Here is a 12,199-nt window from a genome sequence, read left to right as displayed (position 1 = left end):
TTCCCGTACGTTCCGTACGGGTCGCACTCTCTAGGAGCGGCTGATGAGCGCTGTGACCCCCGCTGGAGGCGACACCGCGGCGGGCCGCTCCTGGCCCGCCCTGCTGAACGGCCTGCTGGAGGGCCGCGACCTGTCCGCCGACGACACCGCGTGGGCGATGGACCTGATCATGCGCGGCGAGGCGACCGACGCGCAGATCGCCGGTTTCATGGTGGCGCTGCGGGCCAAGGGCGAGACGGTCCAGGAGATCTCCGGGCTGGTCCGCACGATGTATGCGCACGCCAATGTCATCGAGGTACCTGGCCCGGCCGTGGACATCGTCGGTACCGGCGGTGACGGTGCCAAGACGGTGAACATCTCCACGATGTCCGCGATCGTCGTCGCGGGTACCGGCGCGAAGGTCGTCAAGCACGGCAACCGGGCCGCTTCCTCCGCCTCCGGGTCCTCCGACGTCCTGGAGAAGCTCGGTATCAATCTGAATCTGACCCCGCGGCGCGTCGCCGAGGTCGCCGAAGAAGCGGGTATCACCATCTGCTTCGCGGTGAAGTTCCACCCATCGCTGCGTCACGTCGCCCCGGCTCGCAGCCAGTTGGGCATCCGCACGACCTTCAACGTGCTCGGTCCGCTGACCAACCCGGCCAAGGTGCAGGCCCAGGCCGTCGGGGTCGCCGACCCGCGCATGGCGCCGATCGTGGCCGGTGTCCTGGCCGAGCGCGGCAACTCCGCGCTGGTCTTCCGGGGCGACGACGGCCTGGACGAGTTGACCGTCACCGCAACCTCGCGGGTGTGGGTGGTCCGCGACGGAAAGGTCACGGAGGAGGTCTTCGACCCACGGGACGTCGGCCTCGGGCTGGTTCCCCTGGATGCCCTGCGTGGGGCCGACGCGGCCCACAACGCGGAGGTCGCGCGCCGTTTGCTGGACGGCGAGACGGGCGCCGTCCGGGATGCCGTGCTGCTGAACTCCGCGGCGGCCCTGGCGGCTCTGGAGCCGACGGACGCCCCGCTGGCCGAGCAGCTCCGGGCCGGCATGGCCAAGGCCGCGGAGTCGATCGACACGGGGGCGGCGAAGCGGACGCTGGAGCGGTGGGTGGCGGCGAGCACCACCTGATCCCGGGGAGAGTGACGCAGGGTGCGGTCCACGATACGGACCGCACCTTGCGCGTCCGAGGTCCTGTGGCAGGATGTTGAACCAGGTCATGAGCGACAGCCATGCGGCCCCGGCCGGCTGTCCGGCAACCCTCCGTCCGTGGCGGGGTGCCCCGGGTGAAGACCAGGTCGTAGGCAGCGAGGTCTACGGCAAGCGCGGACCCCTCACACGCCGGAGAACGGGCGTGGGGCCAGGGGTCCTGGTCGTTCGAGGGAGCCTTCCGTGAGCAAGCGAATGCGATAGGGCCGCTGAGCCCCGCCTCCGCACACCTCTGTCATCCTCCTCCGCGCTGGAGCCGCATCCGCTCGCGCGGTCCTTGGTCCTGTCTCACGGGAGTTCAGCCATGTCTGTTGCCATCGCCGCCGACCCGACCGCATGCCGTGACACCTCGGGGCTGCTGCCCGTTCTGGGAAGGGACGTCACCGTCCCGCTGGTGACGGGTGGCGAAGTCACCTACGCCGCGCTGGACTACGCGGCCAGCGCACCCGCCCTGCAGCGCGTCTGGGACGACGTGGCGGCCTACGCGCCCTACTACGGCAGTGTCCACCGCGGTGCCGGCTACCTCTCGCAGCTCTCCACCGAACTCTTCGAGAACGCCCGCAGGACGGTCGCCGGGTTCCTCGGCTGCCGTGCGGAGGACCAGGTGGTCTTCACCCGGTCGACCACCGACTCCCTGAACCTGCTGGCCCGTGCCCTCCCGGCCGGCTGTCAGGTCTTCGTCTTCGAGACCGAGCACCACGCCTCGCTGCTGCCCTGGCGGGACGCCCGAGTCACCTGCCTCGACGCCCCGCGCACCCCTCGGCAGGCCGTCGAGACCTTGGAACGGGCGCTCGCCGACCGGGACTGCGGAGGCCCCGCCCTGGTCTGCGTCACCGGCGCCTCCAACGTCACCGGTGAGCTGTGGCCGGTGCGCCAACTGGCCGCTGCCGCACACGCCCACGGCGCCCGGATCGTCCTGGACGCTGCCCAGCTCGCCCCACACCATCCGGTGGACGTCACCGACCTGGACGTGGACTGGGTCGCCTTCTCCGGACACAAGCTGTACGCCCCCTTCGGCTGTGGTGTGCTGGCCGGCCGTGCCGACTGGCTGCGGGCGGCCGAGCCGTACCTGGCGGGCGGCGGAGCCAGCCGCAGCGTGACCCGGAGCAGTGAGGGGACGGTGGATGTGGAGTGGCACGAAAACGCCGCCCGGCACGAGGCCGGCTCCCCGAACGTCATCGGCGCCCACTCCATCGCCTCCGCGTGCAAGGCGCTCACCGAGACCGGTTGGGACACCCTGGTCGCCCGAGAGCAGCACCTGATCCGGACCGTGAGCGAGGGTCTCGCCCAGATTCCCGAGGTGCGGATCCTCTCCCTCTTCGGTGACGACGCGCCGCGCGTCGGTGTCATCTCCTTCGTCGTGGCGGGCTGGAGCAGTGCGCACCTCGCCGCCGCCCTCTCCGCCGAGTACGGCATCGGTGTCCGCGACGGCCTCTTCTGTGCGCATCCGCTGGTGCGCACCCTGCTGGGCGGCGACCCGCAGACCCCGGGCGGGTGCGGGGCGCCGGCGGCGGCTTCGGGCGGGAAGTCCCTCAACGCCATCCGCGTGAGCTTCGGCGCGGGCACCCCGGACGAGCACGTGGTGCGGTTCGTGGACGCGGTGCGGGAACTCGTCCGGGAGGGGACCAGGTGGCAGTACCGCACTCAGGACGGCCGCTGCGTCCCGGCGGTCTGAAGCCGGTCCCGCCAGACCGCCCAGGGGCAGGGAAGCGGCGCTTCGCGGCTTCGCAGGCTGCCGTCGGTCAGTTGTCGAGGCCGATCGCGAAGGCGGCCTCCAGGTCGTGCTGGGAGTAGGTGCGGAAGGCGACGTGCGTGTCCGTCGCCTCCACGCCCGGGATCTTGCTGATCCGGCCGGGGATGACCTCAGCCAGGTCGTCGTGCCGGCCGACCCTGACCATGGCGATCAGGTCGTAGGTGCCGGTGACCGAGAAGACCTCGCTGACGTTCTCCAGCGCGGCGATCTGCTCCGCGATCTCGGGGATCCGGTCCACGCTGGTCTTGATCAGGACGATCGCGGTGATCACGACTGGTTCTCTCCCTCGGGTGCCGGAGCTGGGGCGGAGTTCACTCTAGTCCCACGGCCGTGGCGCACCCACGCGTAGCCGAAGCCGAGGCCGAAGCCGACCAGGTGGGCGAGGTAGGCCACGGCGGGGCCCGCCGTGGCGCGGCCGGCCGCGAGCCACTGCACGGCCGCCCACAGAGGCAGGACCACCCACGCCGGGAACCGCAGCGGCAGGAAGAACAGGAACGGCACGAGACTGGTCACCCGGGCGCGGGGGAACAGGTAGAGGAACGCGCCGAGGACCGCCGAGACGGCTCCGGACGCGCCCACCAGGGACTGCTCGGAGGTGGTGTTGGCGATCGCGTAGCCGAGCAGGGCCAGATAGCCGCAGCCGACGTAGAAGAGGGAGAACGCCACCCGGCCCATCCGTTCCTCGGTCATCGTCCCGAAGACGGAGAGGAAGAGCATGTTGCCGAGCAGATGCATCCAGCTGCCGTGCACGAACAGGGCGGTGGCTGGGGTCAGTACCGCCCGGGCGGGTCCGTGGAAGAGCTCGGCCGGGATCACACCCCAGCGGCGGAAGTACGTGCGCTGCGCGGCGAGCAGCGCGTCCCCGGTGCCGTACTCGGGGGTGAGACCGGAGGCAGGGCCCAGGACGAAGATCAGGCAGCACAGGGCGATGAGGCCGTACGTCATCGGTGCCGAGGTGCCCCGGACCGCTCTGAGGGTCCTGCCGGCCGCTGTGCTCCAGGTACTGATCATGGCTACAGAGCATGACGTAACGGGACGCATGCCAACAGATCGCCTCGCCGCTGCGGACGGACGGGCGGCCAATGCCCACCAGGCCGTAGGGTTACGTGCCACACACGCGTCGGCCGGCGGCGCGGACGAGGACGAGAAGGAAGCTGACAGCCACGATGACGGTTCCCCTGCCGACCGCCACGACGCGATGGCGCTGCACCCTGTGCGGCAACCTCACCCGGTTCGACGTGACCCGCTCGTCGAAGGTCGTCGAGTACGTGCACCTCGATCTGGCCGGTGAGCCGACGGTGGAGGAGCGCGAGGTGGTCAGTGAGACCATCGAGTCGGTGCGGTGCCGCTGGTGTAACGCTGTGGACCAGGTGGAACTCGTGGACAGGCCGGGCGCCGGCTCCTGAGCGGAGCGGCCCGGAGAGGCTCTCTCGGTATTGGGGTGTGACGGATGGTGGAGACCACAGGCGGGGGGCCGGAAGACGGCACCGCTGAGGTGCTTGACCGTCCGCTGCCCGACGGTGTGCGCCGTCGGGTCGTGCAGATCGTCTCGGACGGCTTCGGTGGACTGACCGTGGCGGAACTGCCCGCCCAGCTCAGGCAGTATGCCCGGTTCACTCCCAGTCGCCGGGCGAAGTTCGCCGGGAACGCGATGGCGGCGGCGCTGGAGACCGATGCGCTGTTCCGGCAGCGGATCGGGGAGAAGTTCAGAGAGGCCCAGGCGGAACTTGCCGGCGCCCTCGACTCCGGATCCCCGCCCCCGGCCGCGGACCCGCTCGATGTGGCGGCCGCGGCCTATGTGCTGCGCCCTGCGGGCTGGGTGAAACTGGTTACCGCGGCCGGTGAGGAGGCTCAGCGCGCGGATGCGGAGCGGGCGGAGGAGGAGAACCGGGCCGAGCTGCAGCGGCTGCGGGCCGAGCTGGCCCAGGCCCGCGACCACACCCGCACCGAGACCGAACGGCTGCGCGCGGAGCTGGAGTCGGCGAAGAAGGAAGCGGAATCGCTGCACCGCAAACTCCGTGCCGCGCTGAGCGACGTCAAGCGGGGCGAGGCCGCGCTGCGCAAGGCGAGCGGAGAGATCGACGCCGTGCGCGCCGAGGCCCACACGCAGCTGTCGGCCGCCGAGAGCGAGTCCCGGCGGCTCAAGGCCCGTCTGGGGGAGGCCGAGGCCGCACTGGAGGCCACTCGCCGGGCCGCCCGGGAGGGGCGCAGTGTGGAGGACATGAGGGTGCGGCTGCTCCTCGACACGTTGTTGGACGCGACCCAGGGCCTCAGGCGCGAACTCGCGTTGCCACCCGTGTCCGTGCGCCCCGCCGAGACCGTGGACGCGGTGGAGCCCGGCCGGATGACTCCCAAGGACGTCGCTGCGCGTGCCCTGTCCGAGAACGATCCGGCCATCATCGACCAGTTGCTCGCGCTGCCGCAGGCGCATCTGGTCGTCGACGGCTACAACGTCACCAAGACCGGCTATCCCCAGATGCCGCTGGAGAAGCAGCGGCTGCGGCTGCTGGGCCAGCTCTCCGCGCTCGCCGCGCAGACCGGCGCCGAGGTGACGTGCGTCTTCGACGGCGCCGAACTGGCCGCACCGGTGCTGCTGGCACCGCCGCGTGGGGTCCGGGTGCTGTTCTCCAAGCCGGGAGTCACGGCCGACGAACTGATCCGCCAGCTTGTGCGCGCGGAGCCGCCGGGGCGTCCGGTCATCGTCGTCTCCACCGACCGCGAGGTGGCCGACGGGGTCGCCAGGGCAGGAGCCCGACCCGTCGCTTCTGCGGTACTTCTCAAGCGACTGACCTGAAGGTTCAACTGGACCACTCAATGCCCGATTTGACCGTAACGTCGCGCAACGTAAAGTCAATCGCGTCTCACTGCAAGTGAGTTGAGTGCAAAGAATGCCTTGCGTCACAGGGTTTTTTGCCCAGAGGATTTGAACTGATCACAACTGGGTCACTAGGGTCTGGCGTCGAACCTCCGAACGGGTGATCACTCACAAGAAGGAGTTCGTCCTCCGTGGCGTCCCACCGTCGACCCAAGCAGCCCAGTCGCACCCGTGTGACCGTGCTCACCACCGCAGCAGCCGCTGCCGTCGCGTTCAGCGCGAACGCCGCCAATGCCGCGCCCAGCGAAAAGCTCAGCAAGGACGAGGTCAAGGCGAAGGTCGACAAGCTCTACGAGCAGACGGAACAGGCGACCGAGAAGTTCGACGGCGCCAAGGAGAAGCAGCAGAAGCTGCAGAAGGAAATCTCCACGATCCAGGACAACGTCGCCCGCGGTCAGCAGGAGCTCAACAAGTTGCGCGACGGACTGGGCTCGTTGGCCACCGCCCAGTACCGCTCCGGGGGTATCGATCCCTCGGTCCAGCTCTTCCTGTCCTCCAACCCGGACGACTACCTGGACAAGGCCTCCACGCTGGACCAGTTGAGCAGTCAGCAGGTCGACGCGCTCAAGAAGATCCAGGACAAACAGCGCGAACTCGCCCAGGAGCGGGCCGAGGCCGCTGACAAACTCAAGGACCTCTCCGCCACCCGCACCGAGCTGGAGGCGAAGAAGAAGGAGGTCCAGAGCAAGCTCGCCGCCGCGCAGAAGCTGCTCAACACCCTGACCGCCAAGGAGAAGCAGGAGCTCGCCGCCCAGCAGCAGCGCGCCAACCGCTCCTCCACCCAACGCGTGCAGCTCGGCGACGCCCCGCCCGCCTCCGGGCGTGCCTCGGCCGCCTTCGCCGCCGCCCAGGGCAGGATCGGCTCGCCGTACGTCTACGGTGCCTCCGGCCCGTCCTCCTTCGACTGCTCGGGCCTGACCTCGTGGGCCTACGCGCAGGCCGGCGTCTCCATTCCGCGTACCTCGCAGGCGCAGGCCAACTACGGCACCCGGATCTACAAGCAGAGTGACCTCAAGGTTGGCGACCTGGTCTTCTTCTACGGCGACTTGCACCACGTGGGCCTGTACGCCGGTAACGGCCAGGTGCTGCACGCCCCGCACACCGGTGCGGTGGTCCGCTACGAGGCCATGAGCGACATGCCGTACCAGTTCGGCGTCCGGGTCTGAGACACGGGCAACACCCGGACACGGTGGCGCCCGAACGGGCGAATCCCCGGAGCCGCGCGTTACTCCCCGTCCCGCCCATGACCTGCGTCAGCGGCGGGGCGTCACCGTGTGTCGCCCGAAGAGGTCTTTGGCCGGGGTCCTTCCATACGGCTACTGTCTGCCGCGTTTCCCCGGTGCCGGGGGTTCCCGTCTCCGGCGCCGGGGAGCGGAACCTGTAGGCCAGCGGAAGGAACACGGCTTCTCGTGGGCTCTCATCGCCGCCTTGCACCGTCCGGATTCGACCGGGGCGCGGCCGTCCTGTGCGTACTGTCGGCCGCGGCCGCAGCACTCGGTGCCGTGCCGGCGCACGCAGCACCGCACGGTGACACCCGTGCCGAGGTGGACCGCCTCTACCAGGAGGCCGAACGGGCAACCCAGGAGTATGACAAGGCCGACGAGCGCGCCGGCAGGCTGCGCCGCGAGGTACGGGACGCACAGGACCACATCGCCCGGCAGCAGCAGCGCGTCAACGCCCTGCGGGAGCGACTCGGTGCCCTGGCCGGTGCCCAGTACCGGGCCGGCGGTATCGACCCCGCCGTCGCCCTGCTCTTCTCCGACAACCCCCGTGACTATCTCGACAAGGCCGCCACCCTCGACCGCATCGGTGCCCAGCAGGCGGGCCGTCTCAAGGAGCTGCGGACCGCGATGCGCGAACTCGTCCAGGAGCGCTCGGAGGCGGGCGGCAAGCTCGCCGAGCTGGTGGAGAGCCGCAAGGCCGTCGCCGTCCACAAGAGGACCGTGGAGAAGAAGCTCGCCAGGGCCCGGCAACTGCTCAACTCACTGCCCGTGGCCGAACGCGCCGCCTACAACCGGGCCTCCCGCTCCAGCCGCCCCGAACTGCCCGGTCCGACGGTCGCCCCCGACGCCCGTGCCGCCGCGGCCGTCGCCGCTGCCCGCTCCGCCCTCGGTCGGCCCTACGTGTGGGGCGCCAACGGCCCCTCGGGTTTCGACTGCTCGGGGCTGATGCAGTGGTCGTACGGACACGCCGGTGTCCATCTGCCGCGAACCTCACAGGAGCAGCGCTTCGCCGGCCGGCGGGTACCGCTCTCCCAGGCCCGTCCCGGCGACCTGGTCGTCTACCGCTCCGATGCCAGTCATGTGGCGATGTACGTGGGCAACGGCCGGGTCATCCACGCGCCCTATCCCGGGGCGGCGGTGCGCTACGACCCGGTCGGCATGATGCCCGTCTCCTCGGTCACCCGACCCTGAGCCCGCTCCTCGCCGTACGATCGGGAAGTGGCTGGTGGCAGACGGATGCGGCGCATCGCAGCGGTGGGGCTCGGTCTGCTGCTGGTGGCCCCCCTGGCCGGGTGCGGCGGGCCGGCGGCCACCGACTCCGCCCAGGCCGAGGTGCAGCGGGTCCTGGACCGGCGTGCGGGCGCTCTGCTGCGGCACGACGAGACGGCGTACGGCACGACGGGCACCCGGACCCAGTACACCCGCCTGCGCGCGCTGCCGCTGGCCTCCTGGGCCTACCGGGTCACCGCTGTGCACCGGACTCCCTCCGGCGCCACCGTCGACGCCGACCTGCGGTACCGCGTCGCCGGTTACGACGGGGCGCCGGTCGAGGCCCACCGCACCCTCACCCTCGGCCGCACTGCTGACGGGAAGTGGTACGTCAGTGCCGACAGGCCCGCCAGACAGGCCGTACAGCAGTTGTGGGACCAGGGGACGGTGACCGCGGTCAGAGGTACGAACGGCCTGGTCATGGGCATCGGCCGGTCCACCGCCGAACTGCGCGCCGTCGCCCGGATGGCCGACCGGGCGGTCCCGGCCGTCTCCCGGGAATGGGGTGCGGACTGGACTCGCCGGGTGGTCGTCCTCGTCCCGCGGTCCCTCCAGGGCATGGCGAGCCTGCTCGGCTCGCCGGCCGCCGACTACCGGGGCATCGCCGCCGTCACGACGGGCGAGGTGAGCGAAGCGGAGCACGGGTCCTCCCGGACGGGATCCGGTACAGGCCCGGGCAAGGCCCCGGCGGACCGGGTGATCGTCAACCCCGAGGCGTACGCCCTGCTCGGTGACGTCGGCAGACAGGTCGTCCTCACACACGAGACCACCCATGTGGCCACCCGCGCGTACACCACGGCCGCCACCCCGCTGTGGCTCTCCGAGGGGTACGCCGACTGGATCGGCTACCTCGGCACCGACCGCACCCCGGCACAGGCCGCGCCTGAGCTGGCCCGCGCGGTCAAGGAAGGTCAGGTGCCCGATGCGTTGCCCACCGACAAGGACTTCGGTTTCACCAGTGATCCCACCGAGCTGGCGCAGGCCTACGAGGGCGGCTGGTTGGCCTGTCGGATGATCGCCGGGCAGTGGGGTACGGCCCGGCTCGACGCCTTCTACCGGGCCGTCGGCACCCACCGGACGCGTTCCGGTGCGGTCGAGCAAGCCCTGCACAAGGTGCTGGGCACGACGCCCGAGGCGTTCACCGCACGCTGGCGGCGGTATCTGCGGGCCCAGCTCGGTTGAGCGTGTCCATGGCCTCGCGCGCCACTGCCGCTCTGCCGTCCCGGTGGCCCGGGCGACCCGCGGCGTCCCCTCCAAGAAGAGGTCACGACGAGACAGAGGTCAGGACGAGACAGAGGTCAGGACGAGACAGGGGTCTTTCGGGTGCGGGTCGTCTGAGGCGGGAACGGGGCGGCTGCGGCAGGCGGGATGGTCGAGCGCCACAGCCGGCGGGCCGCCGTGAGTGCAGCGGCGACGAGCAGGCCGTTGCGGACCACGAGCAGCGTGATGCCGTACCCGTCGCTCAGCACCACGTGGGAGAAGCCGAGCGGGAACTCCAGGACCGTCACGAAGGACGCAAGCACCACCATCAGCGCAGGCGCCGCCATGCGGCTCGCCCGGTGGGACAGACAGACGGCGGCCAGCCCGATCAGCCACACCAGGTACTGCGGGCTGATCACCCGGCTGGTCACCGTGAACAGCAGCACCGCTGTGAGGGCGGCATCGGCGAGCGTGTACGACGTGAAGCGGGTCGCCCGCAGCCGCCACAGCAGCAGCCAGCCGAACGCGGCCCCGGTCAACGCGAGCGCCGCCGAGCTGACCTGGTCCACATGCGGGCCGACGAACTCGATCGACCCGTAGTTCAGCAGTACCTGGCCGCTCCAACCGAAGTGCCGGGCCACGTGGAAGACCAGGGCGCCCAGCGACTCCACCTCGGTGCCCCGGTCACGCTGGAAGGTCAGGAAGGCGAAGGCACCCGGCATGGCCACCGCGAACAGCGAGGCGAGGCCCGCTGCGGTCACGACCGCCGATACCCACGCCCGCCGTCGCACGGCACCGATCAGCAGCAGCGCGGGCCACACCTTCAGCAGCGCGCCGAAGGCGGTCAGCGCGCCCATCACCCGCGGATGCCGGGCCCCGGCGAGCAACGCCGCCACCGCCACCGCGGTCACCATCACGTCATAGCGCGCGTACACCGTGGGGCCGAGCAGCGGTACGCCCGCGACCCATGTCCAGGCACCGCGCAGGGACCGGCCGGAGCGCCCGCCACTGTTCAGCAGCAGGGCCAGCACGGTGAGGTCGGCGAAGCACGCCAGCACGAAGAAGGCGTGCGCGTAGGGCAGGAAGGGCAGGGTGGCGGGGGAGAGGATGGCGAGTGCGGCGGCGGGCGGGTACTGCCAGGTGACGTCGTCCAGCGGAAACGTTCCGTGACGCAGCACGTCGTACCAGCCGTGGTAGATCACCGACACGTCCGAGGTGACGTCGGGTCCCGGGAAGACGAACACCTGGAAGACGAACAGCAGCAGCATCACGCGGGTGACGCCCCAGGTCGTGAGTAGCCAGGCCAGGGACCGCCCGGCCGTCCTCGTCTCCACGTGATCCCCTGTCGTTCGATGGCCCACCGTCCGGCTGTCCGGCCCTGTGGTGTCCGGCCGTTCGGTCCCCGCCGGGTCCCCGCTTCGGTTCTCGCGGCGCGTCACCATGATGTCCTGCCCGCCTGTGCGGATGCCACAGACCCGGCGCCGCCCGGCTGCGGACGGAGGATTCGGTAGGGTCGGCGGCGATGCATAAGACCCTGATCGTCACCAACGACTTCCCGCCGCGGCCGGGCGGCATCCAGGCCTTCCTGCACAACATGGCCCTGAGGCTGGACCCCGCCAGGCTGGTCGTGTACGCCTCCACCTGGAAGCACCATCGGGAAGGTGTCGAGGCCACGGCCGCCTTCGACGCGGAGCAACCCTTCACCGTCGTGCGTGACCGCACGACCATGCTGCTGCCCACCCCCCGGGTGACCCGGCGCGCGGTGGGGCTGCTGCGGGAACACGGGTGCACCTCGGTGTGGTTCGGGGCGGCGGCGCCGCTCGGCCTCATGGCTCCCGCGCTCCGGAGGGCCGGCGCCGGGCGGCTGGTGGCCACCACCCACGGGCACGAAGCCGGCTGGGCGCAGTTGCCCGCTGCCCGGCAGTTGCTGCGCCGTATCGGGGAGTCCACCGACACGATCACGTATCTGGGCGAGTACACCCGTTCCCGGATAGCCGCCGCGCTCACGCCGGAGGCGGCCGGGCGGATGGAGCAGCTGCCGCCCGGGGTCGACGAGAAGACCTTCCACCCGGGCTCCGGCGGGGATGAGGTGCGTGCGCGTCTCGGCCTGAGTGACCGGCCGGTCGTGGTCTGTGTCTCCCGGCTGGTGCCGCGCAAGGGCCAGGACACCCTGATCCGGGCCATGCCCCGCATTCTCGCTGCCGAGCCGGACACCGTGCTGCTCGTCGTCGGTGGCGGTCCCTACGAGCGGGACCTGCACCGGCTCGCCCGGGAGACGGGCGTCGCGGACTCGGTCCGCTTCACCGGTGCCGTGCCCTGGTCCGAGTTGCCCGCGCACTACGGTGCCGGGGACGTCTTCGCCATGCCGTGCCGCACCCGACGCGGCGGCCTGGACGTCGAGGGCCTCGGCATCGTCTACCTGGAGGCGTCCGCGACCGGCCTGCCGGTCGTCGCCGGCGACTCCGGCGGTGCGCCGGACGCGGTACTGGACGGGCAGACGGGCTGGGTCGTCCGCGGCGGCGAGCCGGCCGAGGCCGCCGAGCGGATCGTGACCCTCCTCGGTGACGCCGAGCTGCGCAGCCGGATGGGCGAGCGGGGCCGGCAGTGGGTCGAGGAGAAGTGGCGCTGGGACCTGCTGGCCGAGAAGCTCGAAGCCCTGCTGTAGGGCCTGCCTCGCCGAGGGGCGTGGGAAC

11 protein-coding genes and 1 riboswitch are annotated in these 12,199 nt (G+C 71.1%); of the genes, 8 read left to right on the top strand and 3 right to left on the bottom strand.

The genetic code is table 11. From position 1 onward, the window contains the following. The first annotated feature begins 43 nt into the window (after nt 1-43). Nucleotides 44-1,108, top strand: coding sequence for an anthranilate phosphoribosyltransferase (gene trpD, locus LK06_RS07610; RefSeq protein ID WP_039655790.1), 1,065 nt, complete (start codon nt 44-46; stop codon nt 1,106-1,108). Between the two features lie 84 nt (nt 1,109-1,192). Beyond that, a riboswitch (SAM riboswitch) is annotated at nt 1,193-1,309 on the top strand. A gap of 181 nt (nt 1,310-1,490) precedes the next feature. Next, nucleotides 1,491-2,861 carry an aminotransferase class V-fold PLP-dependent enzyme gene (locus tag LK06_RS07605; RefSeq protein WP_039655792.1) on the top strand — a complete coding sequence of 457 codons (1,371 nt, stop codon included), beginning with the start codon at nt 1,491-1,493 and terminating at the stop codon, nt 2,859-2,861. Nucleotides 2,862-2,928: 67 nt separating this feature from the next. Here LK06_RS07605 and LK06_RS07600 read toward each other — a convergent pair whose 3' ends face one another. Together LK06_RS07600 and LK06_RS07595 are read right to left on the bottom strand one after the other, a co-directional pair. Further along, nucleotides 2,929-3,210 (bottom strand): Lrp/AsnC family transcriptional regulator, encoded by a 282-nt coding sequence (locus LK06_RS07600; protein ID WP_039655794.1) that lies wholly within the window; start codon nt 3,208-3,210, stop codon nt 2,929-2,931. Continuing rightward, on the bottom strand, nt 3,207-3,950 hold the full coding sequence (locus tag LK06_RS07595) for a rhomboid family intramembrane serine protease (protein ID WP_043406865.1): 744 nt from the start codon (nt 3,948-3,950) through the stop codon (nt 3,207-3,209). Before LK06_RS07595 ends, LK06_RS07600 begins: the two co-directional genes overlap by 4 nt. Before the next feature lie 155 nt (nt 3,951-4,105). Between LK06_RS07595 and LK06_RS07590 the strand changes: the two genes are divergently transcribed. From LK06_RS07590 to LK06_RS07570, 5 genes are all read left to right on the top strand, one after another. Continuing rightward, nucleotides 4,106-4,345 carry a hypothetical protein gene (locus LK06_RS07590; protein WP_014672226.1) on the top strand — a complete coding sequence of 80 codons (240 nt, stop codon included), beginning with the start codon at nt 4,106-4,108 and terminating at the stop codon, nt 4,343-4,345. A 44-nt stretch (nt 4,346-4,389) separates the two neighbouring features. Then, the gene (locus tag LK06_RS07585; RefSeq protein ID WP_039655799.1) at nt 4,390-5,733 is read left to right on the top strand and encodes an NYN domain-containing protein; all 1,344 of its coding nucleotides are present in this window, start codon (nt 4,390-4,392) and stop codon (nt 5,731-5,733) included. A gap of 212 nt (nt 5,734-5,945) precedes the next feature. Continuing rightward, nucleotides 5,946-6,980, top strand: coding sequence for a C40 family peptidase (locus tag LK06_RS07580; RefSeq protein WP_039655801.1), 1,035 nt, complete (start codon nt 5,946-5,948; stop codon nt 6,978-6,980). Between the two features lie 243 nt (nt 6,981-7,223). After that, entirely contained in the window at nt 7,224-8,228 is a 1,005-nt protein-coding gene (locus LK06_RS07575) for a C40 family peptidase (RefSeq protein WP_167747940.1), read from the top strand. Nucleotides 8,229-8,273: 45 nt separating this feature from the next. Further along, nucleotides 8,274-9,488, top strand: a complete 1,215-nt coding sequence (locus tag LK06_RS07570; RefSeq protein WP_039655802.1) for a lipoprotein — start codon at nt 8,274-8,276, stop codon at nt 9,486-9,488. Between the two features lie 116 nt (nt 9,489-9,604). Here the strand turns inward: LK06_RS07570 and LK06_RS07565 are convergent, their stop codons facing one another. Continuing rightward, nucleotides 9,605-10,840 carry a glycosyltransferase family 87 protein gene (locus tag LK06_RS07565; RefSeq protein ID WP_039655804.1) on the bottom strand — a complete coding sequence of 412 codons (1,236 nt, stop codon included), beginning with the start codon at nt 10,838-10,840 and terminating at the stop codon, nt 9,605-9,607. A 188-nt stretch (nt 10,841-11,028) separates the two neighbouring features. Between LK06_RS07565 and LK06_RS07560 the strand changes: the two genes are divergently transcribed. Then, nucleotides 11,029-12,171 (top strand): glycosyltransferase family 4 protein, encoded by a 1,143-nt coding sequence (locus LK06_RS07560; RefSeq protein WP_039655806.1) that lies wholly within the window; start codon nt 11,029-11,031, stop codon nt 12,169-12,171. Nucleotides 12,172-12,199: the final 28 nt, after the last annotated feature.

It is taken from the genome of Streptomyces pluripotens (assembly GCF_000802245.2).
Taxonomy (GTDB): Bacteria; Actinomycetota; Actinomycetes; order Streptomycetales; family Streptomycetaceae; genus Streptomyces; species Streptomyces pluripotens.
This window is presented reverse-complemented; position numbering and strand designations above follow the sequence as displayed.